The following is a 23,717-nucleotide window of genomic DNA, read 5'->3' as shown; positions in this document are numbered from 1 at the left end:
CACACGGGGGCATCAGGGTGCAAACGCGGGGGCGCACAGTCTGCCCGACGCACCGCCCGGGGGCGAGGGTCACGCACGGTCACACCGCGGTCGCCCTGTCGGCGGGGTGCGGCAGGATGGGGCGGATGAGCGAGCAGAGCATCCCGGACGACGCCCGCCCGGAGCGGCACGACGCCCGCCCCGAGTACCCCGACGCGCTGCCGGAGTATGCCGAGCGGGTCCTCGAGGTCGCGGAGCTGATCCCGCCGGGGCGGGTCATGACGTACGGGGACGTCGCCGAGTGGCTCGACGAGGGCGGGCCCCGGCAGGTCGGCCGGGTGATGGCCCTCTACGGCGGCGCCGTGCCGTGGTGGCGTGTGGTGCGCGCGGACGGGGCGCTGCTGCCCGGTCACGAGCTGCGGGCGCTCGGCCACTACCGCGACGAGGGCACGCCGCTGAAGGAGGCGAGCAGGGCCGCCGAGGGCCACCTGCCGCGGCTCGACATGCGGCGGGCCCGCTGGGACGGCGGCGAACGCGCGGACGGTCACACCTGACAGCTTCCGCCATCCGACCTGCCCGAGGGGACCCTGTGGCCCGTACGGGGGAAAACAGGAAAACCGGGCACGTCGGTGGCATGGCGTACGTTCGAGGGGCGCGGGGCGGAGAAAGCGGCCCTCGATCAACCAGCACACCCACCAGGACCGGCGAACCACGTGAGCTCCTCTTCCTCCACCAGGCGCCTGTCGTACCCCCAGGGTCGACAGGGGAACCGTGGCGCTTACCGACTGGTCCGCACCCCGCCCACTCGGACCGCCCCCCCTCGTCTGGACGCCGCACAGCGCTCCGTGGTTGACCACGTCACCGGTCCGCTGCTCGTCCTCGCCGGCCCGGGCACCGGCAAGACCACCACCCTCGTCGAGTCCGTGGCGGCCCGCGTCGCCCGCGGCGGCGACCCCGCGCGCGTGCTGGTGCTGACCTTCAGCCGCAAGGCGGCCGTGGAACTGCGCGACCGGATGGCGTTGCGCATGGGCGCCGCCCGCGCGCCCCAGGCGACCACCTTCCACTCCTACTGCTACGCCCTGGTCCGCGCCCACCAGGACGGCGAACTGTTCGCGGAGCCCCTGCGGCTGCTGTCCGGCCCCGAGCAGGACGTGGCCGTCCGTGAACTGCTCGCCGGACAGCTCGACCTGCAGCGGCTCGGCCTCGCCCACGTCCGCTGGCCGGACGAACTGCGCGCCTGTCTCACCACGCGCGGGTTCGCCGACGAGGTCCGCGCGGTGCTCGCCCGCAGCCGGGAACTCGGCCTCGGCCCCGACGCCCTGGACGCCTTCGCCGCCCGCATCGGCCGCCCCGACTGGCGGGCCGCCGCCGCCTTCCTCGCCGAGTACCTCGACGTCCTCGACCTGCACGGCGTCATCGACTACGCCGAACTCGTCCACCGCGCGGTCCTCCTGGCCCACCGCCCCAAGACCGCCCTGAGGCTGGCCGCGCAGTACGACGCCGTGTACGTCGACGAGTACCAGGACACCGACCCGGCCCAGGTACGACTGCTGCACGCCCTGGCCGGCGGCGGCCGCACCCTCGTCGCCCTCGGTGACCCCGACCAGTCGATCTACACCTTCCGGGGCGCCGATGTGAACGGCATCCTGGACTTCCCTCGCACCTTCCCCCGCTCCGACGGCCGCCCGGCCTCCGTCGAGGTCCTGCGCACCTCCCGCCGCTCCGGCGACGCCCTGCTCGCCGCCACCCGGCTGCTGACCCGGCGCATGCCCCTGACCCGTCTCCCGGCGGAGAAGGTCCGCGCCCACCGCGAACTCGTCCCCACACGCGAGGGCGGCCGCGTCGAGGTCTACACGTACCCGACCCCCGGCACCGAGCTGGACAACGTCGCCGACATCCTGCGCCGCGCCCATCTGGAGGACGGGGTGGCCTGGGGCGACATGGCCGTCCTGGTCCGCGCCGGCTCCCGCACGATCCCCACGGTCCGCCGCGCCCTCACAGCGGCCGGCGTCCCCCTCGACATCGACGGCGACGACCTGCCCCTGCGCCACGAACCCGCCGTGGCCCCCCTGCTGACGGCCCTGCGGGCGGTGGCGAGCGCGGAAGCCTCCCGGGGCGAGGAGGCCACCGAGGCCACGACCACCGAGGCCACCGGGGGCACCAAAGCCACGGCTGCCGGGGCCACCACGGTCACCGGGGCTGCCGGGGCCACCACGACCGCCGGGGCTGCCGGGGCCACCACGACCGCCGGGGCCACTGAGGCCGCCGGGGCCACTGAGGCCGCCGGGGCCACTGAGGCCGCCGGGACCACTGAGGCCGCCAGGGCCACTGAGGCCGCCGGGGTCACCGAGGCCGCCGAGGCCACCGTGCAGGACGCCCCCTGCTGGCTCGACACCGAGACCGCCCTCAGCCTCCTCGCCTCGCCGCTCGCCGGCATGGACGCCGCCGATCTGCGCCGCCTGGGACGCGCCCTGCGCGAGGAGGAGCGCGCCGCGGGCAACCCGCTGCCGCCGCCCTCCGACGACCTGCTCACCCGCGCCCTCGCCGAACCGGAGCGGCTCGTCACCCACGACCCGGCGTACGCGCGCGGCGCCCAGCGCCTCGGCGCGCTGCTCGCCACGGCCCGCGAGCGCCTCGCACGCGGCGGCACCGCCGAGGAGGCGCTGTGGGACCTCTGGGAGGGCACGCCCTGGCCCACCCGCCTGGAACGGGTCGCCCGCCGCGGCGGCGCGGCCGGACGCAACGCCGACCGCGACCTGGACGCCGTCTGCGCGCTGTTCGCCACCGCCGCGCGCGCGGAGGAACGCACCGGCGGCCGCGGCGCCCTGAACTTCCTCGCCGAGATCGAGGCCGAGGACATAGCCGCCGACACCCTCACCCGCCGCGCGGTACGCCCCGACGCCGTCCGGCTGATGACCGCCCACCGCGCCAAGGGCCTCGAGTGGCGTCTGGTCGTCGTCGTCGGCGTCCAGGAAGGCCTGTGGCCGGACCTGCGCCGCCGCGGCTCCCTCCTGGAGGCCGACCGCATCGGCCGCGACGGACTCGCCGAGCCGCTCACCCCGGGCGCGCTGCTCGCCGAGGAACGCCGACTGTTCTACGTGGCCGCCACGCGCGCGCGTGACCGGCTCGTCGTCACCGCCGTGAAGGCACCCGCCGACGACGGCGACCAGCCCTCCCGCTTCCTCACCGAGCTCGGCGTGGAACCCAGGGACGTCACCGGCCGCCCCCGCCGCCCCCTGTCCGTCGCCGCGCTCGTCGCCGAACTGCGCGCCACGACGGTCGACCCCCGCGTCTCCGCCGCCCTCCGGGAGGCCGCCGCCCGCCGGCTCGCCCGCCTGGCCGCACTCGCCGACGAGGACGGCCGCCCGCTGGTGCCGTCCGCGCACCCCCACCGCTGGTGGGGCATGTTCGAGCCGACCGCGAGCAGCGTCCCGCTGCGCGACCGAGACCAGCCCGTCGTGCTCTCCGGCAGCGCCCTCGACCAGCTCGCCAACACCTGCGCCCTGCAGTGGTTCCTGGGCCGCGAGGTGAAGGCCGACGCGCCCGCCACCGTCGCCCAGGGCTTCGGCAACGTCGTGCACGTCCTCGCCGACGAGGTGGCCTCCGGGCACACCCCGGCCGACCTCGACGTCCTCATGGAGCGCCTCGACTCCGTGTGGAACGCGCTCGCCTTCGACGCGCCCTGGAAGTCGGAGCAGGAGAAGGGCAACGCGCGCGTGGCGCTCGAACGCTTCCTCCAGTGGCATGTGCGGGACCGCGCGGGACGCACGCCCGTCGCCAGCGAGCGCGACTTCGACGTCACCCTCGAAGCGGGCGACTACGAGGTGCGCATCCGCGGTCAGATGGACCGCGTGGAGGCGGACGCCGAGGGCCGCGCCTATGTCGTCGACTTCAAGACCGGCAAGGGCCAGGTGTCAGGGGCCGAGGTGGCCCGCCACCCGCAGCTCGCCGTCTATCAGCTGGCCGTCCGTGAGGGGGCCGTCGACGACGCCTTCGACGGCGCGCGACCGGAGCCCGGCGGCGCCGAGCTCGTACAGCTCCGTCAGGGCGCCGCCAAGCGGGACGGCGGCGAGACCCTGCCGAAGGTCCAGGCACAGGAGCCACTGGAGGGGGAGTGGGTCGGCGAACTGCTCGCCACGGCGGCCGGCAAGGTCCTCGACGAGCGGTTCACCCCCAGCGCCGGCCAGCACTGCGCCCACTGCGCGTTCCGGGCGTCGTGCACCGCGCGGCCCGAGGGGCGGCACGTGGTGGAGTGAGCGGGTGGTCAGCGATGTCGGTGCCCGCCGTTAGCCTCTTTTCATGCCCGCCCGCATCACCGATCCCGAGCAGCTCAAGGAGCTCCTCGGGATCCCCTTCACCCCGGAGCAGACGGCCTGCATCACCGCGCCGCCCGCCCCGCAGGTGATCGTGGCCGGAGCCGGGTCGGGCAAGACGACGGTGATGGCCGCGCGCGTGGTCTGGCTGGTCGGCACCGGCCAGGTCGCCCCGGAACAGGTCCTCGGCCTGACCTTCACCAACAAGGCGGCCGGCGAACTCGCCGAACGCGTCCGCAAGGCACTGGTCAGGGCCGGCGTCACCGACCCCGACGCCATCGACCCGGACAACCCGCCGGGCGAGCCGGTGATCTCCACGTACCACGCCTTCGCGGGCCGGCTGCTGACCGATCACGGCCTGCGCATCGGCCTGGAGCCGACCTCCCGCCTCCTCGCCGACGCCACCCGCTACCAGCTCGCCGCACGCGTGCTGCGCGAGGCCCCCGGCCCCTACCCCTCGCTCACCCGCTCCTTCGCCGACCTGGTCAGCGACCTCCTCGCCCTCGACTCCGAGCTCGCCGAACACCTCGTACGCCCCGAGAAGCTCCGCACCTGGGACGCCGGACTGCTGGCCACCCTGGAGGGCGCCCGGCTCAGCAACGCCGACCTGCGCAAGGTGCCCGAGGCCGCCGCCGCCCGGCGCGAGCTGGCCGACCTGGTGGTCCGCTACCGCGCGGCCAAACGCCAACGCGACCTGCTGGACTTCGGAGACCAGATCGCCCTCGCGGCACAGCTCGCCCAGGTCCCCGAGGTGGGCCGGATCCTGCGGGACGAGTTCCGCGTGGTCCTCCTCGACGAGTACCAGGACACCTCCGTCGCCCAGCGCATCCTCCTGGCCGGACTGTTCGGCGACGGCACCGGCCACCCCGTGACCGCCGTCGGCGACCCCTGCCAGGCCATCTACGGCTGGCGCGGCGCCTCCGTCGCCAACCTCGACGACTTCCCCGAGCACTTCGCCCACGCCGACGGCCGGCCCGCCACCCGCCAGGCCCTCAGCGAGAACCGCCGCAGCGGCGGCCGCCTCCTCGACCTCGCCAACGGCCTCGCCGCACCCCTGCGCGCCCTGCACGCGGGCGTGGAGGCCCTGCGCCCGGCCCCGGGCGCCGAACGCGACGGCCTGGTCCGCTGCGCGCTCCTGGCCACCCACGCCGAGGAGATCGACTGGATCGCCGACTCCGTCGCCCACCTCGTCGCCACCGGCAAGGCGCCCGGCGAGATCGCCGTCCTGTGCCGTACGGCCACCGACTTCGCGGAGATCCAGGGCGCCCTCGTCGCCCGGGACGTGCCCGTCGAGGTCGTCGGCCTCTCCGGACTGCTGCACCTGCCCGAGGTCGCCGACCTCGTCGCCGTCTGCGAGGTCCTCCAGGACCCCGGTGCCAACGCCTCCCTGGTCCGGCTGCTCACCGGCCCGCGCTGGCGCATCGGCCCGCGCGACCTCGCCCTCCTCGGCCGACGGGCCCGGCTGCTCGTCGCCCACGCGCGCGGGGACGACGGCGACGACCCGGACCGCCGTCTCGCCGAGGCCGTCGAAGGTGTCGACCCGTCCGAGGTGATCTCGCTCGCGGACGCCCTCGACACCTTCCTGGAGACCCCCATGGAGGGCGGCGCGGACGACAGACTGCCGTTCTCGCCGGACGCGCGCGTGCGCTTCGCACGGCTCGCCGCCGAACTGCGCGACCTGCGCCGCTCCCTGGCCGACCCGCTGATGGACGTCCTGCACCGCGTCCTCGCCGTCACCGGCCTCGAGGTCGAACTGTCGGCCTCCCCGCACGCGCTGGCCGCCCGCCGCCGCGAGACCCTGTCGAACTTCCTCGACGTCGCCGCATCCTTCGCCGCCGCCGAGAGCGAGGCGAGCCTGCTCGCCTTCCTCGGCTTCCTGCGCACCGCCGCCCAGTACGAGAAGGGCCTCGACAACGCCCTGCCCGGCGGCGAGAACACCGTCAAGGTGCTCACCGCCCACAAGTCCAAGGGCCTGGAGTGGGACGTCGTCGCCGTCCCCGGCCTGGTCACCGGCACCTTCCCCAGCGGCCAGGGGCGCGAGAAGTGGACCGCCCAGGCCAAGGTGCTGCCGCACGCCCTGCGCGGCGACGCCGACACCCTCCCCGACATCGACTCCTGGGACTCCCGGGGCATGAAGGCCTTCCACGAGGCCATGAAGGACCACCAGCACACCGAGGAACTCCGCCTCGGCTACGTCACCTTCACCCGCCCCCGCTCCCTGCTCCTGGGCTCCGGCCACTGGTGGGGCCCCAGCCAGAAGAGGCCCCGCGGCCCCTCCGACTTCCTGCAGGACCTGTACGACCACTGCGTCGCCGGGTACGGCGAGATCGAGGCCTGGGCGGACGAGCCGGAGGAGGACGCGGAGAACCCCGCCCTGCACCGCGCCACGGCCGACCAGGTCTGGCCGCTGCCCCTGGACGCCGACGCACTCGCCCGCCGCCGCGCCGCCGCCGACACCGTCCTCGCCCACCTCGACGACCTCGCCGCCCAGGACGACGTACGGCCCGCCGCCACCCACGACCCGGACACGTACGACGACCCGGACTGGCCCCCGCCGCCGGACGAGGACGAACCGCCCCACGACGAGGCCGACCCGTTCGACGACGACCTCCACGACCTCTACGGCGACGCCACCGAAGAGGAGCCCCGGGAACCCGCCCGCCCCGCCGTCCCCCACCAGGCCACCGCCCCCGAGCCGCCCCTCGGCCGCCCCCGGCGCGGTTCCCTCACCCCCGAGGAGGCCCGCGCGGTCGCCTCCTGGGACCGCGACCTCGACGCCCTCGCCGACGAGCTCCTGCGCACCCGCCGGAGCGTCACGGACGTCCCCCTCCCGACGACGCTCACCGCCTCCCAGGTGATGCGCCTGGCCGCCGACCCGGACGGTCTCGCACAGGAACTGGCCCGCCCCATGCCGCGCCCCCCGCAACCGGCCGCGCGCCGGGGCACCCGGTTCCACGCATGGGTGGAAGCCCGCTTCGAGGAGTTGACGCTTCCGCTCCTCGAACCCGACGAACTGCCCGGCGCCGACGACGCCGAGATCGCCGACGAACGCGACCTGGAGGCCCTCAAGGAGGCCTTCGAGCGCACCGAGTACGCCCACCGCACCCCCCACCGCGTCGAGGCCCCCTTCCAGCTAGCCCTCGCCGGCCGCGTGGTACGGGGCCGGATCGACGCCGTCTACCGGCAGGACGACGGCGACACGACGACGTACGAGATCGTCGACTGGAAGACCCACCGCGCCCGCACCGCCGACCCCCTCCAGCTCGCCCTCTACCGGCTCGCCTGGGCCGAACAGCAGGGAGTGCCCGTGGAATCCGTCACAGCGGCGTTCCTCTACGTCCGCACCGGCGAGGTCGTACGGCCCCGCGACCTGCCCGATCGCCCCGCCCTGGAGCGCCTGTTGAGGGGCGAGGACGCCCCGGCGGAGGAGCACGAGGCACCCCAAGGGCGAGGAAACCGTGCGCAACCGCCCGGCGAGGATGTCGGCGCGGGCCGATAGGCTCGTGACCATGAGCCATACCGTTGACAGTGCCGTCAGCGCCGTCCGCACGTACATCGGGCAGCACCGCGCCGCCTTCCTCGACGACCTCGCCGAGTGGCTGCGCATCCCCTCGGTGTCCGCGCAGCCCGACCACGCCCCCGACGTACGACGCAGCGCGGACTGGCTCGCCGCGAAGCTGACGGAGACCGGCTTCCCGACCGTCGAGGTCTGGCCGACGCCCGGCGCCCCCGCCGTCTACGCCGAGTGGCCCTCGGACGACCCCGAGGCCCCCGCCGTCCTGGTCTACGGCCACCACGACGTGCAGCCCGCCGCCCGCGAGGACGGCTGGGACAGCGACCCCTTCGAGCCCGTCGTCCGCGGAAACCGCCTCTACGCGCGCGGGGCCGCCGACGACAAGGGCCAGGTGTTCTTCCACACCCTCGGCGTGCGGGCCCACCTCGCCGCCACCGGCCGCACCGCCCCGGCGGTCCACCTCAAGCTGCTGATCGAGGGCGAGGAGGAGTCCAGCTCCCCGAACTTCCGCGCCCTCGTCGAGAAGCACGCCGAGCGGCTCGCCGCGGACGCCGTGATCGTCTCCGACACCGGTATGTGGTCCCCGGACACCCCCACGGTCTGCACGGGCATGCGCGGCCTCACCGAGTGCGAGATCCGCCTCTTCGGCCCCGACCAGGACATCCACTCCGGCTCCTTCGGCGGCGCCGTCCCCAACCCGGCCACCGCCGTCGCCCGCCTCGTCGCCGCCCTGCACGACGAGCACGCGCGCGTGGCCGTCCCCGGCTTCTACGACGGCATCGTCGAGCTCACCGACCGCGAACGCGAACTCTTCGCCGAGCTGCCCTTCGACGAGGAGCAGTGGCTGCGCACCGCCACCTCGCACGCCGCCCACGGCGAGGCCGGGCACACCACCCTGGAGCGCGTCTGGGCCCGCCCGACCGCCGAGGTCAACGGCATCGGAGGCGGCTACCAGGGCCCCGGCAGCAAGACGATCATCCCGTCCTCCGCCTTCGTCAAGCTGTCCTTCCGGCTGGTCGCGGGCCAGGACCCCGAGCGGATCGAGAAGGCCGTCCGCGCCTGGGCCGACGAACGGATCCCCGCCGGGATCCGCCACGAGATCACGTTCAGCCCCGCCACGCGCCCGTGCCTGACCCCGCTCGACCACCCCGCCCTGCGGTCCGTGGTCCGTGCCATGGGCCGTGCCTTCGAAGGGCCCGTCCGCTTCACCCGCGAGGGCGGCTCCGGACCCGCCGCCGACCTCCAGGAAGTCCTCGACGCCCCGGTGCTGTTCCTCGGCATCTCCGTCCCCTCGGACGGCTGGCACGCGCCGAACGAGAAGGTCGAGCTGGACCTCCTCCTCAAGGGTGTCGAGACCACCGCGTACCTCTGGGGCGACCTGGCCGAGAACTGGCGCCGTGCGCCCTGACGGCCCCGCTCGGCCCGGAGCGGGTTTGCGCGCGGCGCACACTGGAAAGGCCGCATCGCGGCGCCGCACCGGGCCCGGTCGCCCCCTCCCGCACGTTCCGCTGAACCGCCCGCCGAATCAACCGTTCCACCGGGGGAGTTGGAAGCACCCGTGACCACCTGGACCGACCAGAACGCCGACAGGCCCATCTCGCTCACCGCGCCCAGCGGCATCGACCGGGCCGCCCACCACCGGCTCGACGAGGCCTGGCTCGCCGCCGCGTGGAGCCACCCCACGACGCGCTGTTTCGTCGTCTCCGGCGGCCAGGTCCTCATCGACGAGACGTCCGACGGCCGGACCGAGCTCGTCATGACGCCCTCCTTCGAGGCCCCCCTCACCGAGGCGCACCGCTACTTCCTGGGCACCGACGAGGAAGGCGTCAGCTACTTCGCGCTCCAGAAGGACGCCCTGCCCGGCCGGATCGACCAGTCCGCGCGCCCCGCCGGTCTGCGCGAGGCCGGACTGCTGCTGTCGCCCCGGGACGTGGGCCTGATGGTGCACGCCGTCGGCCTGGAGAACTGGCAGCGCACCCACCGCTTCTGCTCCCGCTGCGGTGAGCGCACGGTCATCGCCGCGGCCGGGCACATCCGCCGCTGCCCCGCCTGCGGCGCCGAGCACTACCCGCGCACCGACCCCGCGGTGATCATGGCCGTCACCGACGTGGACGACCGCATACTCCTCGGCCGGCAGGTCCACTGGCCCGAGGGCCGGTTCTCGACGCTCGCCGGCTTCGTCGAACCCGGCGAGTCCATCGAGCAGGCCGTGCGCCGCGAGGTGTTCGAGGAGGCCGGGATCAGCGTCGGCCAGGTCGAATACATCGCCAGCCAGCCCTGGCCGTTCCCGTCCAGCCTGATGCTGGGCTTCATGGCCCGCGCCACCACCACCGCGATCGACGTCGACGGCGACGAGATCCACGAGGCCCGCTGGTTCTCCCGCGACGAGCTCACCGCCGCCTTCGAGGCGGGCGAGGTCCTGCCCCCGTACGGCATCTCCATCGCGGCCCGCCTGATCGAGCTCTGGTACGGCAAGCCGCTGCCGACGCGCAGTTTCGTGTGACAGAGGACATGTGAAGGGCGGTCTCCGGAGTGCCGGAGACCGCCCTTCACGTATGACCTCAGGCGCTGATCTTCTGCTTCACCTGCGCCAGCGACGGGTTCGTCAGCGTCGAACCGTCGGCGAACAGAACGGTCGGTACCGTCTGGTTTCCGCCATTCGCCTTCTCCACGAACGCCGCGGACTCCGGGTCCTGCTCGATGTTGATCTCGGTGTACGCGATGCCCTCGCGCTCCAGCTGCTTCTTCAGCCGCTGGCAGTAACCGCACCACGTGGTGCTGTACATCGTCACAGTGCCCAGCATGTCTCTCGTGCTCCTTCGGCGGGGTCGGGGACGGGCGGTCGTATGGGGGGAACGTACTTGAAAGCGCCACCATTCCCGTCCCGAAGGACCGGGACGCAAGGCCAGGGGTGACGTCCGCCGCATTAGTACGACTGCGAGGCCCCGCCTGTGGACAACCGGCTCGCCCGTCTCCGCCGACCTGGCAGCATGGCCGTGTGACAGCAGCAACGCACTCCCCCCTCTTCCCGCGGGTCCCCGACTCGGCCGACGCGGTGCTCGAAGGGCTCGACCCCGAGCAGCGCGAGGTCGCCACCTCCCTGCACGGGCCGGTGTGCGTGCTGGCCGGAGCCGGCACGGGCAAGACCCGGGCGATCACCCACCGCATCGCCTACGGCGTGCGCGCCGGCATCCTCCAGCCCTCCAGCGTGCTCGCCGTCACCTTCACCAACCGCGCCGCCGGCGAGATGCGCGGCCGGCTCCGCCAGCTCGGCGCCCAGGGTGTCCAGGCCCGCACCTTCCACTCCGCCGCCCTGCGCCAGCTCCAGTACTTCTGGCCGAAAGCGATCGGTGGCTCACTGCCCCGGCTCGTCGACCGCAAGATCCAGCTCGTCGCCGACGCGGCCGCCGCCTGCCGCCTCCGCCTCGACCGGGGCGAGCTGCGGGACGCCACCGCGGAGATCGAGTGGTCCAAGGTCACTCAGACCGTCCCCGCCGACTACGCCCTCGCCGCCGTCCGGGCCGGCCGCGAGGCCCCCCGCGACCCCGCCGAGATCGCCCAGCTCTACGCCGCCTACGAGGACCTCAAGCGCGACCGCGGAGTCATCGACTTCGAGGACGTCCTGCTGCTGACCGTCGCCGTCCTCCAGGACCGGCACGACATCGCCGAGCAGGTCCGCGCCCAGTACCAGCACTTCGTCGTCGACGAGTACCAGGACGTCAGCCCCCTCCAGCAGCGGCTGCTGGAGCTGTGGCTCGGCGACCGGGACGACCTCTGCGTCGTCGGCGACGCCAGCCAGACGATCTACTCCTTCACCGGCGCCACCCCCGACCATCTGCTCGACTTCCGCACCCGCCACCCCGGCGCCACCGTCGTCAAGCTGGTCCGCGACTACCGCTCCACCCCCCAGGTCGTCCACCTCGCCAACGGTCTGCTCTCCCAGGCCCGCGGCCGCGCCGCCGACCACCGGCTGGAACTGATCTCCCAGCGCGGCCCCGGACCCGAACCCGTCTACACCGAGTACACCGACGAACCCGCCGAGGCCGAGGGAGCCGCCCGCCGCATCCGGGACCTCCTCGCCGCCGGCGTCCCGGCCGCCGAGATCGCCGTCCTGTTCCGCACCAACGCCCAGTCCGAGACCTACGAACAGGCCCTCGCCGACCTCGGCGTCCCCTACCAACTGCGCGGCGCCGAGCGCTTCTTCGACCGGCCCGAGGTGCGCAAGGCGGGAGTCGCCCTGCGCGGCGCGGCCCGCTTCGGACGCAACGACACCCTCCTGGAGGACGCCGTCGACCTGCCCTCGCAGGTGCGTGCCGTCCTCTCCGGCGAAGGCTGGACCCCACAGCCCCCCGCGGGCTCCGGGGCCGTCAGGGAGCGCTGGGAGTCGCTGGCCGCACTGGTCAACCTCGCCCAGGACTTCGAGGCCGCCCGGCCCGGCGCCACCCTCGCCGACCTGGTCGCCGAACTCGACGAGCGGGCGGGCGCCCAGCACGCCCCGACCGTCCAGGGCGTCACCCTCGCCTCGCTGCACTCGGCCAAGGGCCTGGAGTGGGACGTGGTCTTCCTGGTCGGCGTCGCCGAGGGCATGATGCCGATCACCTACGCCCGGACCGACGAGCAGATCGAGGAGGAGCGCCGCCTCCTCTACGTCGGCGTCACCCGCGCCCGTCAGCGCCTCCATGTCTCCTGGGCGCTCTCCCGCTCGCCGGGCGGCCGTCCCGGCCGTCGTCCGAGCCGCTTCCTCGACGGACTGCGCCCCGGCTCCGGCACGGGGGCCGCCCGCGGCGGCGGAGCCTCTGGGGGCATCGAGCGCGGCTTCGGCACCATCGGCGCGGGCGCGGCGGCGGCGGTGCCCCGCCGGACCCAGCGCGCCCCGGCCCGGTGCCGGGTCTGCGGGCGCACCCTCACCGACGCCGGCGAGATGAAGCTGATGCGCTGCGAGGGCTGCCCCTCCGACATGGACGAGGGTGTCTACGAGCGGCTGCGGGAGTGGCGCGCGCTCCAGGCGCGACGGGGCGGGCAGCCCGCGTTCTGCGTCTTCACCGACAAGACGTTGATGGCCATCGCCGAGGCCGTTCCCGAGGAGGCGGGGGAGCTCGCGCGGATCCCCGGGGTCGGAGTCCGCAAGCTCCACCGCTACGGGGCCGATGTGCTGGCCATCTGCGCAGGCCAACCCCTCGAGGACGACGAGGAAGCGGGCCGGCGCGGAGATGATGCGAACTCGTCGAAAAAATAGTTTGCGCATGCCCCAGGAATCCCCATAGGTTCTAGGACACGGGGACGGCGGCCTTCTCTGAGGCCCTGAATCCGTGCTCTACTTACATATCCGTTGGACTGGGCTCACCCCCGGTCCCCCGAGACGCCGAGAGGAGGCGATTCCAGTGATCATCATCAACAGCAGCTCCATCAGCAGCACCGCCAAACTGACCGATCCCTCGGTCGTCTCCACGTGCATGCTCGGCGCCTCGACCCTGGGCACCGGTCTGTCCGGCATTCGTGCCGGTCGCCTGGCGTCCTCCTCCGTTGCTCCCGCGGGCCTTCCCGTCCGTGAGCGCAATGAGCGACCGACCGAGGCACTGGAAGCAGTAAAGGGACAGGCACATGCCTATGCCTTCGCCGCGACCGGTGCCGGATTCCGGAAGCAGACGCAGCACCACCTGATGTGGGCCTTCCGTGGGCCAGAACCCTGGAGTGATCCAGTCTGATCGTCGATCAGGCCGGCGCCTTCAGGGCCGCGGAACCCCAACCGGGATCCGCGGCCCTTCTGTTTGTCCCCGTACTGGGGACAGACGGGCGAAGGGGCCTCGGGACAAGAAACGCCGACACCCGGCCCAACAGGGTCGGACCGACAGACGAGGAAGACGAAACCGTGCAACTCGAAGCGCACGCCACGTCCGTACCGCCTTCCGAAACGATCCCCCCGCCCGGCCTCACGGAGGACTCCACCTTGATCCCGCTCACCGCGCTCACCGCGCTCGACGACGCCATCGAGAACCTCGGCGTACCCGTCCCCTGCCGCTCCTACGACCCGGAGGTCTTCTTCGCCGAGTCGCCGGCCGATGTCGAGTACGCCAAGTCTCTCTGCCGCACCTGCCCGCTGATGGAGGCCTGCCTCGCCGGCGCCAAGGAGCGGCGTGAGCCCTGGGGCGTCTGGGGTGGCGAGCTGTTCGTGCAGGGCGTCGTCGTCGCCCGGAAGCGGCCGCGTGGTCGCCCGCGCAAGAACCCGGTCACGGCATGAACACCGCAGGAACGATCGACCGCCCCCTCACGCAAGACCCCCAGAAGCAGGCCCCGATGAAGCCGTTCACCAGCGAGCCCGCAGGCTCCGCGACCGAAGACGTCACCACCACCGGCGCGATCGACTCGCGTCAGAACAGGACCCGAGAGATGCAACTCATCCCAGAAGCCCTGGCACGTGCGCATATGCACGAGCGACTGCAAGAGGCCGAGCGTGACCGACAGGCCGTGCGCCTGGTGGCCGCCCGCCGGATGCAGCGCCGCGCCGAGCGCGCCTCGCTGCGTGCCCGCCGCGCGCTCGCCATGGCCGTGATGCAGTAACCCCACACCGGAAGCGGTGGCCTCCCGACAGAGGAGGTGGAAACCGTCCCCGCGGGGGCCGGTCCGTCCGAACGGACCGGCCCCCGCGGTGCGTTGCGCACGTCCCGCGCCGCGGACGGCGCTATCGTCCCCGGGGTGACGAGTCCTCCCGGCGACGAAGACGACGACGGTTCCCGGGCCGAGCCCGAGCCCGTCGTGTGCGCCCTCTGCGGCACCGCGGCCGGGGAGCCGCCGCCCGTCACCTGGACCTGTTCCGTGGAGAACGGCGTCCGCCGCCACTTCTGCGAGAACTGCGCCCGGGACAACCTCAGGGCGATCGAAGGACGGTTGGACTCGGCCTGGTGGTGACCGTCAGGCCTCCGCCACCGACTCCCGTGCCGCGAGTTCCTCCAGGTCCTCGTCCAGGACGAACCCCGGCAGCCACTCCTCCAGTTCGTCGCGCAGCCGAACCGTCGCGCCGAGCTGACACAGCACCCCGATCGTGCTCAGGGTCACCCGGTGTATCAGCAGATAGGCCGGCGGCAGGTTGAGCTGCTTGCCCAACTGGTGGGCGGGGGAGCGGGGATCGGCGATCCGGGCCGCCTGGCTGCGCATCCAGCCGCGGGTGAAGGTGAACTCCTCCGCCTTGGCCGGCTCGATGATCGGCAGCAGATAGTCGAGGACCGCGTCCGGGTCCAGCTCGATGGACTCCTTGACGAAGCCCTCCGTGCGCAGGAGTTCGTAGACCGCGTCCGCCTCGCCGTCCAGGGTCATGCGCAGGGACTCGCCGATCGGTTCCGGCAGACCGCCCGAGAGCCGGTCGACCGTGCCGAAGTCCAGGACACCGAGCCGCCAGTCGTCCTCGCCGTCCGGCCCGCCGGGCAGCAGCCGGAAGTTCCCCGGGTGCGGGTCGGCGTGCAGCAGACCCGTGCGGGCCGGGCCGGAGAACAGGAAGCGGGACAGCAACTGTCCGGCGCGGTCCCGCTGCTCCTGGGTCCCCCCGGAGATCACCTCGGACAGGGGGACGCCGTCGATCCACTCGGTGACCAGGACCTGCTCGCACTGGTGCACCACCGCCGGGACCACGACGTCCGGGTCTCCGGCGAACTCCTCCGCGTGGGCCTGCTGGGCCTGCGCCTCCAAGCCGTAGTCCAGCTCCTCGGAGACCCGGTCCCGGAGTTCGGAGATCAGCGGCTTGACGTCCATGCCGGGGATCAGAGGACCCAACAGGCGGGCGAAACGGCTGAGTTGGTTCAGGTCGGAGAGCAGTGCCTCGCCCGCCCCCGGGTACTGCACCTTGACCGCGACCGCCCGTCCGTCATGCCACACCGCGCGGTGGACCTGGCCGATGGAGGCCGCCGCGGCGGGCTTGTCGTCGAACTCGACGAACAGGTCCTGCCAGTCCTCGCCGAGCCGCTCCGCGAGCACGGAGTGCACCGTGCGGGTCGGCATCGGCGGCGCCGCGTCCTGGAGCTTCGTCAGAGCCGCGCGGTAGGGGCCGGCGACCTCCTCGGGCAGGGCCGACTCGAAGACGGACAGGGCCTGCCCGAACTTCATCGCGCCGCCCTTGAGCTCACCCAGCACCTTGAAGAGCTGCTCCGCCGTCCGCTGTTGCAGCTCACGGCCGACGATCTCCGCGGACTCACCCACGATCCGCTTGCCCAGGCCCCAGGTCGCCCGTCCGGCGAAGCCGAGCGGCAGCGCGGCGAGCTTGGCGGTCCGGGTGACCGCCTTCCGGGGAAGATCAGACATGCGCCCTCCAAGTCCCAGCCTGCCGCGCCGCCACAGTCGTACGGCGTAACTCTCTCGATTGCCGTTGCCCTGCCATTGTCGCGTGCGATCCCCCGTCCTCGGGTGTGTGTTCCCTCTTACCTTTCTGCGCGCCCTCCCCGGACGCGCCGCACGGACACGCGGAGTGCGGCCACACCGGCCGGGAGTGCCACTGCAGGGTGGGGAGGGAGACCTCCCAGCGAGCTCCCGCGCTGGAGGGGAGGCGGCCGTCGAGGAAGGTGAGCGCGTGGGCCGCCGCCAGGCCGGCGACCGTCGTGGCCAGGGTCAGATCACAGGCCTGCGCCCGGCGCCGCCGCCCCGACTGCCATTGCGCGACCAGCCTCGGCCAGGTCTCGTCCCGGTCGGCGCGCGCCCGTTGGAGACAGCCCGCGCAGCCCGTCTCACCGGGCAGCACGAGCGGCCCCACGACGCCCGTCGCCTCCACCACCCCCGCGTACAGATGCGGGGTGCCCGAGGCGAGCAGGGGGTCGGCCGCGGACTCGGGCGGCGCGTGCACGGACACGTCGTCGCGTGCGGCGATGATCACCAGGGCGTGGCCGGGGGTTTCCGCCTCGGCCGGTGACCGGGTCCGCCTGCGCGGGGCGCGGTCCGGGGCGGCGGCGCGCACGGCACGGCGGGCGGCCTCGCCCCGGCGCTCGCCGACCGACTCGGCGGACAGCCCGCCCGGCGCCACGTCACCCGGCTCCACCAGACCTCCGTCCTGCACGTCCACCTCACCGACCCCCGCGCCCGACAGCAGCGCCGCCAGCACCGCGCCGACCCGGCCCGCGCCGCGAACCTGCACCCGCAGCCGGCGCCGGGCCGCGAGCCGGCCGAGCGCCTCGCCCGGAGCGGACGTGGTCAGCGACAGCGAGGCGAGGTCGGGCCGGAGCCGGTCCAGGACCTCCTGTTTCTCCCGCAGGGCCGCCCCGTCCGGCCCGCCCCCGCGCGCGTCGTCGAGGAGCCCCGCCCGGGCCAGCCGCTCCACCAGCCGGTCCACATGGCCGTCCGGCAGATCCATGCGGCGCCCCTCCGCGCGCAGCAGATCGAGCCCGCGGGTGCCGTCCAGCAGGTCGAGGAAACTGCCCGTCGCCGTGTCCACCGGACCGAGGGTCAGCGCGTGTGCCGGCGCCATCCCGAACTGCACGGTGTTGAGGTCCCGCCAGCCGCGCCGCAGCGCGGGCTTCACCATCGGATGCATCAAAGGCCCCCGTTTGCCCATGTCTGATCGCATTTGCCTGCGCACGCCGGTGCGCATCTGGAAACTCCCCGTACGTCGGCGGAGCGGGGGCATGGGGATCTCCTCGCTCCGCCGACGAGTGCCAGCATGCCCGGCCCCGCCGAGCCGTGCCGAAAGTTGTCCACAGGCACCGGAATTCGTCGTACAAATCCGTCGTATGACTTAAAACGGGGGTGCGGGATCGGAACCCGACCGTCCCGGAGTCGGGACTTCCCCGGTGGACAGCGGGTAACGTCGGGGCGTGCCCGCCGACCCCCTGCACCGCGCCGGAACGCCACAGCGGAAGCCGACGAGCCAGCCACCGAGCGGATCGGGGGCGAGCGCGATCGAGGTCCGCAGAAGTTCCCGTCGACGCCGCACGGTCTCCGCCTACCGCGAGGGCGACCGCACCATCGTGCTCATCCCCGCCCGGATGTCCGAGGCCGAGGAGCGACGCTGGGTGGGCGTCATGCTCGACAAACTCGCCGCGCAGGAGAGCAAACGGGTGCCCGGCGACGCCGAACTGGCGGAGCGCGCCGAGCGGCTGTCGGCCCAGTGCTTCGACGGCCGGGCCCGGCCCACCTCGGTGCGCTGGGTCACCAACCAGAACACCCGCTGGGGCTCCTGCACCCCGGCCGAGGGCAGCATCCGGCTGTCGCACCGCCTGCAGGGCATGCCCGACTACGTCATCGACTACGTCCTCGCCCATGAGCTCGCCCATCTGCTGGTGCCCGGCCACGGCCCCGACTTCTGGCGGCTGCTCGAGGCCTACCCGCGCACCGAGCGGGCCCGCGGCTATCTGGAGGGCGTGGTGGCCGCGGAACGGCTGCCGCATTCGCCCGGCGCGCGCGAGGAGTGACCCCGGGAGCGCGGAGCGTGCGCCCGCCCGGTATCGGTCGGCATCAGTCGGCGCGGGTTGTGTACCGGGTCTGTACCGACATCGTGCGTTGTCGGAGTTTGCCGTTAGCCTGACGCGACGCACTCGCAATCGGGATGGGGGACGGTCGTTACGCATGCCCAGGGAATTCCAACGCGGCCACAAGGCCAGGATCAGTGACCTCACCGCGGGCACCGATCTGTACGTAGGCGTGCAGATCACCGCCCCCGGCCTGACCTTCGACATCAGCTGCTTCGGCCTCGACGCCGACGAACGGCTCTCCGACGACAGGTACTTCGTCTTCTTCAACCAGCCGAAGTCCCCCGAGGAGTCGATCCAGCTCCTGGGCGCCCAGGCCGGCGACACGGAGTCCTTCCGCATCACCCTGGACCGGATCCCGCCGCAGATCCAGAAGCTGTCCTTCACGGCGACCCTCGACGGCGCCGGACAGATGTCGCAGATCAACCCCGGCTACCTCCGTATCGTCGCCGGCGGCGAGGAAGTGGCCCGATACACGTTCAACGGCTCGGAGTTCACCAGCGAGCGGGCCGTGATGCTGGGCGACTTCTACCTGAAGGACGTCTGGCGTTTCGCGGCCGTCGGACAGGGCTTCGACGGCGGTCTGGAGGCGCTGCTGAGGAACTTCGGCGGCGAGGTCGCGGAGGAGGAGGCGCCCGCGCCCGCCGCCGCTCCCCAGCCGCAGCCCGGCGCCGCCCCCGGATTCGCCCCGCCCGCGTTCGCCGCCCCCTCCGCACCCGCTCCCGCACCTGCGCCGGCCCCCCAGCAGCACCAGCCGGCCCCGCAGCAGCACCAGCCCGCCCCGCAGGGCTTCACACCGCCGCCCGCCCCGGCACCCGCGCCCCCGGTGCACGCCGCGCCGACCATCGTCGCGCCCATGACCCCGCCGGGCGGCGTCCAGGTTCCGCCGCCCGGCCCGGTCCCGGCGCCCTACGGCCAGCCGCCCCAGCAGCAGCCGTACGGCCAGCCCGGAGCCCCGGCCGCCCCGCCGCCCCCCGGCTACGGCCAGCCGCCCCACGCACCGCAGGCTCCCATGCCGCCGCAGGCTCCCATGCCGCCCGGCTACGGCCAGCAGCCCCCCTTCGGGCAGGTCCCCGGCCAGCAGGCCTACGGCGTGCCGCAGGGCGCACCCCAGGGCGGCGCCGGAGTGTCCGCGGCGCTCCAGCAGTTCAAGGAGACGCCCACCGGTCAGCGCTGGACCCAGCAGAACAAGAAGCTGATCCGGGTCGACCTCGGCATGGGCGGCCAGCCCGTGCTCGCCCGCCAGGGCAGCATGGTGCTCTACCAGGGCAAGGTCGACTTCAGCTACAAGGGCGCCGGATTCGCCGGCCGGATCGTGGGCAACGCGACCGGCCAGGAGATGCAGCTGATGCGCTGCACCGGCCAGGGCCAGGTGTTCCTCGCCGACAACGCCACGATGCTGCACCCCATCGAGCTCCAGGGCGACGGCATCTGCATCTCCGCCGAGAACGTCCTCGCCTTCGACGAGAGCCTCCAGTACGAGGTCCGCCGCATCGAGGGCCACGGCATCCCCGGCGGCGCGCTGTTCACCATGCAGTTCACGGGCACCGGCACGATCGTCGTCAAGACGCACGGCACGCCCGTGGTCCTGCCGGTCACCCCGACCACGTTCGCCGACTGCAACGCCGTCGTCGCCTGGTCGTCCGCCGCCCAGGTGGTCGTCTCCAGCCAGGTGCGGATGCGCCGCAACGCCTACCCCGGCGACACCGGGGAGAGCGTCAACCTCCAGTTCCGGGGCGCGCCCGGCAACTTCATCGTCGTCCAGCCGTACGAGGTCTGAGGGAGCCCGTCATGAACCAGCCGCTCGCGGGCTACGCCCCCGCACCCGTCACCGCCCGCATGGAGAACCACGGCAACCACATGCTGAAGGTCGCCATGCAGACCGGAAACGACCTCTTCGCGCGCGTGGGCTCGATGGTCGCCTACGAGGGCTTCGTCCAGTACGAGCCCAACCCGCCGGCCGTGCGCCAGATCGCCCGCGACTGGATGACCGGCGAGGGCGCACCCCTGATGAAGTGCTCCGGCGACGGACTGCTCTACCTCGCCGACTACGGCGCCAACGTCGTCGTGATCAACCTCAACGGCGACGGCATCTCGGTCAACGCCACCAACCTGCTCGCCTTCGACGCGCACCTCACCTGGGGCGTGGAGCGGGTGAAGGGCCTGGCGAAGTTCGCCGGACAGGGTCTGTGGAACACCAAGATCTCCGGCCAGGGCTGGGTCGCGCTCACCTCCCGGGGCAAGCCGATCGTCGTCGACTGCGGCGGCGGCGAGGACGAGACCTACGTCGACCCGGACGCGCTCGTCGCCTGGTCGCCGAACCTCAAGGTCAAGGGCAAGCGCAGCTTCAAGGCGCAGTCCCTCATCGGCCGCGGCAGCGGCGAGGCCTACCAGATGGCCTTCTCCGGCCAGGGCATCGTCGTCGTCCAGCCCAGCGAGGACAGCACCGACCGCCTCCGGCTCCGGGGCTGAGGGGGAACCAGAAAGCCATGCAGAGCTCACTTTTCGCGCACAACGACTCACAGACCCAGGAACGCTGGAGCCTGCAGAACAAGCAGATGCTCCGGGTCGTCCTGGAGGGCCACGACGACATCCTCGCCCGCAAGGGCACGATGGTCGCCTACCAGGGACTCGTCGAGTTCGACGCCGAGTACCAGAGCAACCAGCAGGGACGCGCGCGTGCGCGCACGGGCGAGGGCCTGGACCTGATGCGCTGTCACGGACAGGGCACCGTCTACCTCGCCAACCTCGCCCAGTACATCCACCTCGTGGACGTCGAACAGGACGGCCTGACCGTCGACAGCAGCTACGTCCTCGCCATGGACTCCTCGCTGCACCACGAGGTCATCGCCGTGGACAGCCTCTACGGCATCTCCGGCTCGGGGAAGTACCAGCTCAACATCACCGGCCGCGGCCGGGTCGCCCTGATGACCTCGGGCGCGCCGCTGATGATGCAGGTCACGCCCGACCGGTACGTCAACTGCGACGCCGACGCCATCGTGGCCTGGTCGACCGGGCTGCGTGTGCAGATGCAGGCCCAGACGCACTCCTCGGGGGTGTGGCGCCGGCGCGGCAACACCGGTGAGGGCTGGGAGCTCAGCTTCATGGGCACCGGTTTCGCACTGGTGCAGCCGAGCGAGCTGCTGCCTCCGCAGAACGCCCAGATCGGGTCGGGCCTCGCCGCGCAGTACGGCATGGGCCAGCACGGGGCCCGGTCGCAGAACCAGGGCAACGTCTGGAGCTGACCGAGGGGTCGAGCGACGGGGTAAGAGCGACGAAGCAAGACGATGTAAGGGGTGCCTGCCTATGCGGGCGCCCCTTACACCGTCACAGCCTGGCGCGGGTCGCCTCCAGCAGTCGTACGACCGAGTCGTCGGCCACCTCCGCGACCTCGTCGTAGGCGAACCAGCGCAGGTCCAGCGACTCGTCGCTGATCGCCTCCACGGACCCGGCCGGAGCGAGCGCCGCGTACTGGACGTCCAGATGCCAGGCGCACGGTGTCCGGTGCCGGTCCAGGCGCACGGGGCCGCCGGGCAGCAGGCTCAGCCCCTCGATACCGGACTCCTCCGTCCCCTCGCGCAGGGCCGCCGCCGCCAGCGTGGCGTCGCCCGGCTCGCAGTGGCCGCCCATCTGCAGCCACATCCGCAGCTTCTTGTGGAGCGTGAGCAGCACACGCGCGCGTGAGGGGTCGATCACCAGGGCGCTCGCCGTGATGTGCCCGTCGCCGCACGCCTTCCACATGCCGTCCTGGTGGACCGCCAGGTGGTCCAGATAGGTCTGACGCAGCTCTGTCTGGTCCTCGTAACCCTTGAGCACGAGGACCGCGTCGTCGTACAGGCTCACTCGGTGTCGTCGCCCTCGGAGTCGCCCTCGGAGTCGTCCTTCTTCAGGTTCGGCTTCTCGGTGGGGCCGGTGGCGCCGCCCACCTCGCCGAGCATCTTCTCCAGCTCGGAGAAGTCCAGCTGCTCGCGGTGCACGAAGCCGTCCGGGTCGTCCAGGTCGGAGGCCGTCGGCAGCATGTCGGGGTGCGCCCACAGGGCGTCCCGGCCGTCCACCCCGCGCGCGTCCGTCAGCGAGGCCCACAGCCGGGAGGCGTCCCGCAGCCGGCGCGGGCGCAGCTCCAGACCGATCAGCGTGGCGAACGTCTGCTCCGCCGGACCGCCCGTGGCGCGACGGCGGCGCAGGGTCTCGCGCAGCGCGTCCGCCGACGACAGCCGGGGCTTCGCCGCCGCGTGCACCACCGCGTCCACCCAGCCCTCGACGAGCGCCAGGGCCGTCTCCAGACGGGCCAGGGCCGCCTTCTGCTCCGGGGTGTCCTCCGGCTGGAACATGCCCTGTTGCAGCGCGTCCTGCAGCTGCTCGGGGTTCTGCGGGTCGAACTGGCCGACCACGTCCTCCAGCTTGGCGGTGTCCACCTTGATCCCGCGCGCGTAGCCCTCGACCGCGCCGAACAGATGCGAGCGCAGCCACGGCACGTGCGCGAAGAGGCGCTGGTGGGCGGCCTCGCGCAGCGAGAGGTAGAGCCGGACCTCGTCCTGGGGGATGCCCAGGTCCTTGCCGAACGACTCGATGTTCAGCGGCAGCAGCGCGGCCCGGCCCGCCGGGCCGAGCGGCAGCCCGATGTCGGTCGAGCCGACCACCTCGCCCGCCAGGACGCCGACGGCCTGCCCGATCTGCGAGCCGAACATGGCCCCGCCCATCGAGCGCATCATGCCGATCAGCGGGCCGGCCATGGCCTGCATCTCCTCCGGCAGGACATCGCCCATGGCCGCGCCGACGCGCTCGGCGACCGGGTCGACGAGCTCCTTCCACGCGGGCAGGGTCGCCTCGACCCACTCCGCGCGCGACCACGCCACGGCCGAGCCGGCGCCGGACGGCAGCGAGGTCACGTCGTCCAGCCACAGATCGGCGAGCCGGACGGCCTCCTGCACGGCGGTGCGCTCGGCGGGGCCGACACTCGCGTCCTTCACGCCGTCCGACGTGCCCTGGGAGACCGTCTGGCGGGCGATCTGCTTGGCCATGTCCCAGTTCACCGGCCCGCCCTCGTACGAGAGCATCTGGCCGAGCTGCTGGAACGCCGCACCCAGGTCGGTGGGGTTCAACGAACCGAACATGGCAGCGAGCGGATTGTCGCCGCCGGGGCCGCCCGGGCCGCCGAAGCCGCCAGGACTGCCGAAACCGAACGGGTTGGCCTGTCCCTGACCACCACCGCTCTGCTGGTCCTTCTGCTTGCCCTCGTCGCCGTCTTCCGGCTCCTCCGGCGGAAGGCCGAATCCGAATGGGGTGTCACTCACGGGGTTCCTCGGCTGGTTAGGCCACCGGGTTCTCACCCGGCGGCGCGGCTGCCCTGCAACACCACCCAGCGTAGACACCCCGGGGCTCGATCGGGCCTCGGTGCTTCGCCGACTCCTGGCCTGCGGCAGGATGGATGCCACCTGGTACGTACGCGTCACTCGCGCCCGTATGCCA

At 73.0% G+C, this 23,717-nt stretch carries 19 protein-coding genes; 14 read left to right on the top strand and 5 right to left on the bottom strand.

What is annotated here, in order from left to right:
• Positions 1-125: 125 nt before the first annotated feature.
• The 5 genes from ABZ464_RS08760 (at position 126) to nudC (ending at position 10,309) form a co-directional block, all read left to right on the top strand.
• Positions 126-533, top strand: coding sequence for an MGMT family protein (locus ABZ464_RS08760; protein WP_359272881.1), 408 nt, complete (start codon positions 126-128; stop codon positions 531-533).
• A 159-nt stretch (positions 534-692) separates the two neighbouring features.
• The gene (locus tag ABZ464_RS08755) at positions 693-4,235 is read left to right on the top strand and encodes an ATP-dependent DNA helicase (protein WP_359272879.1); all 3,543 of its coding nucleotides are present in this window, start codon (positions 693-695) and stop codon (positions 4,233-4,235) included.
• Positions 4,236-4,278: 43 nt separating this feature from the next.
• Complete coding sequence (locus ABZ464_RS08750) at positions 4,279-7,791, top strand: ATP-dependent DNA helicase (protein ID WP_359272876.1); 3,513 nt, start codon at positions 4,279-4,281, stop codon at positions 7,789-7,791.
• A 10-nt stretch (positions 7,792-7,801) separates the two neighbouring features.
• Positions 7,802-9,214, top strand: a complete 1,413-nt coding sequence (locus ABZ464_RS08745) for a dipeptidase (RefSeq protein WP_359272873.1) — start codon at positions 7,802-7,804, stop codon at positions 9,212-9,214.
• A gap of 150 nt (positions 9,215-9,364) precedes the next feature.
• Entirely contained in the window at positions 9,365-10,309 is a 945-nt protein-coding gene (gene nudC / locus ABZ464_RS08740; protein WP_359272870.1) for an NAD(+) diphosphatase, read from the top strand.
• 58 nt (positions 10,310-10,367) lie between these two features.
• Here the strand turns inward: nudC and ABZ464_RS08735 are convergent, their stop codons facing one another.
• Entirely contained in the window at positions 10,368-10,610 is a 243-nt protein-coding gene (locus tag ABZ464_RS08735) for a mycoredoxin (protein ID WP_055638267.1), read from the bottom strand.
• A gap of 194 nt (positions 10,611-10,804) precedes the next feature.
• On the opposite strand from ABZ464_RS08735, the gene ABZ464_RS08730 reads away from it, so the two are divergent.
• The 5 genes from ABZ464_RS08730 to ABZ464_RS08710 all read left to right on the top strand — a co-directional run bounded on the left by ABZ464_RS08730 (position 10,805) and on the right by ABZ464_RS08710 (position 14,712).
• Positions 10,805-13,042, top strand: coding sequence for an ATP-dependent DNA helicase UvrD2 (locus ABZ464_RS08730; protein ID WP_359272867.1), 2,238 nt, complete (start codon positions 10,805-10,807; stop codon positions 13,040-13,042).
• Between the two features lie 145 nt (positions 13,043-13,187).
• Positions 13,188-13,511, top strand: coding sequence for a hypothetical protein (locus ABZ464_RS08725; protein ID WP_359272864.1), 324 nt, complete (start codon positions 13,188-13,190; stop codon positions 13,509-13,511).
• Positions 13,512-13,675: 164 nt separating this feature from the next.
• Positions 13,676-14,044: a WhiB family transcriptional regulator gene (locus ABZ464_RS08720; RefSeq protein WP_359272861.1), complete on the top strand. Its 369-nt coding sequence runs from the start codon at positions 13,676-13,678 to the stop codon at positions 14,042-14,044.
• Positions 14,041-14,364, top strand: coding sequence for a hypothetical protein (locus ABZ464_RS08715; RefSeq protein WP_359272858.1), 324 nt, complete (start codon positions 14,041-14,043; stop codon positions 14,362-14,364). Before ABZ464_RS08720 ends, ABZ464_RS08715 begins: the two co-directional genes overlap by 4 nt.
• 135 nt (positions 14,365-14,499) lie before the next feature.
• The gene (locus ABZ464_RS08710; protein ID WP_359272855.1) at positions 14,500-14,712 is read left to right on the top strand and encodes a hypothetical protein; all 213 of its coding nucleotides are present in this window, start codon (positions 14,500-14,502) and stop codon (positions 14,710-14,712) included.
• A 3-nt stretch (positions 14,713-14,715) separates the two neighbouring features.
• Here the strand turns inward: ABZ464_RS08710 and ABZ464_RS08705 are convergent, their stop codons facing one another.
• Together ABZ464_RS08705 and ABZ464_RS08700 are read right to left on the bottom strand one after the other, a co-directional pair.
• A complete protein-coding gene (locus ABZ464_RS08705; RefSeq protein ID WP_359272851.1) occupies positions 14,716-16,095 on the bottom strand; it encodes an AarF/ABC1/UbiB kinase family protein in 1,380 nt (459 codons plus the stop codon).
• Complete coding sequence (locus ABZ464_RS08700) at positions 16,088-17,314, bottom strand: TOMM precursor leader peptide-binding protein (RefSeq protein ID WP_359272848.1); 1,227 nt, start codon at positions 17,312-17,314, stop codon at positions 16,088-16,090. The genes ABZ464_RS08705 and ABZ464_RS08700 overlap by 8 nt, the downstream gene beginning before the upstream one ends.
• 280 nt (positions 17,315-17,594) lie before the next feature.
• Here ABZ464_RS08700 and ABZ464_RS08695 point away from each other — a divergent pair, with 280 nt between their 5' ends.
• The 4 genes from ABZ464_RS08695 (at position 17,595) to ABZ464_RS08680 (ending at position 21,493) form a co-directional block, all read left to right on the top strand.
• The gene (locus tag ABZ464_RS08695; protein ID WP_359272846.1) at positions 17,595-18,191 is read left to right on the top strand and encodes a M48 family metallopeptidase; all 597 of its coding nucleotides are present in this window, start codon (positions 17,595-17,597) and stop codon (positions 18,189-18,191) included.
• Positions 18,192-18,345: 154 nt separating this feature from the next.
• A complete protein-coding gene (locus ABZ464_RS08690; RefSeq protein WP_359272843.1) occupies positions 18,346-20,028 on the top strand; it encodes a TerD family protein in 1,683 nt (560 codons plus the stop codon).
• Positions 20,029-20,039: 11 nt separating this feature from the next.
• Positions 20,040-20,720: an AIM24 family protein gene (locus ABZ464_RS08685; RefSeq protein ID WP_359272840.1), complete on the top strand. Its 681-nt coding sequence runs from the start codon at positions 20,040-20,042 to the stop codon at positions 20,718-20,720.
• A gap of 17 nt (positions 20,721-20,737) precedes the next feature.
• Positions 20,738-21,493, top strand: coding sequence for an AIM24 family protein (locus ABZ464_RS08680; RefSeq protein ID WP_359272839.1), 756 nt, complete (start codon positions 20,738-20,740; stop codon positions 21,491-21,493).
• Positions 21,494-21,575: 82 nt separating this feature from the next.
• Here ABZ464_RS08680 and ABZ464_RS08675 read toward each other — a convergent pair whose 3' ends face one another.
• Both ABZ464_RS08675 and ABZ464_RS08670 read right to left on the bottom strand, forming a co-directional pair.
• Complete coding sequence (locus ABZ464_RS08675) at positions 21,576-22,091, bottom strand: NUDIX hydrolase (RefSeq protein WP_359272836.1); 516 nt, start codon at positions 22,089-22,091, stop codon at positions 21,576-21,578.
• Positions 22,088-23,542, bottom strand: coding sequence for a zinc-dependent metalloprotease (locus ABZ464_RS08670; protein WP_359272834.1), 1,455 nt, complete (start codon positions 23,540-23,542; stop codon positions 22,088-22,090). Before ABZ464_RS08670 ends, ABZ464_RS08675 begins: the two co-directional genes overlap by 4 nt.
• Positions 23,543-23,717 lie beyond the last annotated feature (175 nt).

Origin of the sequence: Streptomyces sp. NPDC005820, assembly GCF_040630255.1 — a bacterium.
Taxonomy (GTDB): Bacteria; Actinomycetota; Actinomycetes; order Streptomycetales; family Streptomycetaceae; genus Streptomyces.
Note: the sequence above shows the minus strand (reverse complement) of the source record. Positions and strands in the feature narration are given on the sequence as shown.

Excerpts from the sequence above, each read along its gene's own strand:
- ABZ464_RS08760 (WP_359272881.1), top strand. The coding sequence starts at position 126 with ATGAGCGAGCAGAGCATCCCGGACGACGCCCGCCCGGAGCGGCACGAC.
- ABZ464_RS08750 (WP_359272876.1), top strand. The coding sequence starts at position 4,279 with ATGCCCGCCCGCATCACCGATCCCGAGCAGCTCAAGGAGCTCCTCGGG.
- ABZ464_RS08745 (WP_359272873.1), top strand. The coding sequence starts at position 7,802 with ATGAGCCATACCGTTGACAGTGCCGTCAGCGCCGTCCGCACGTACATC.
- ABZ464_RS08735 (WP_055638267.1), bottom strand. The coding sequence starts at position 10,610 with ATGCTGGGCACTGTGACGATGTACAGCACCACGTGGTGCGGTTACTGC.
- ABZ464_RS08715 (WP_359272858.1), top strand. The coding sequence starts at position 14,041 with ATGAACACCGCAGGAACGATCGACCGCCCCCTCACGCAAGACCCCCAG.
- ABZ464_RS08705 (WP_359272851.1), bottom strand. The coding sequence starts at position 16,095 with ATGTCTGATCTTCCCCGGAAGGCGGTCACCCGGACCGCCAAGCTCGCC.
- ABZ464_RS08700 (WP_359272848.1), bottom strand. The coding sequence starts at position 17,314 with ATGCATCCGATGGTGAAGCCCGCGCTGCGGCGCGGCTGGCGGGACCTC.
- ABZ464_RS08690 (WP_359272843.1), top strand. The coding sequence starts at position 18,346 with ATGCCCAGGGAATTCCAACGCGGCCACAAGGCCAGGATCAGTGACCTC.
- ABZ464_RS08685 (WP_359272840.1), top strand. The coding sequence starts at position 20,040 with ATGAACCAGCCGCTCGCGGGCTACGCCCCCGCACCCGTCACCGCCCGC.
- ABZ464_RS08680 (WP_359272839.1), top strand. The coding sequence starts at position 20,738 with ATGCAGAGCTCACTTTTCGCGCACAACGACTCACAGACCCAGGAACGC.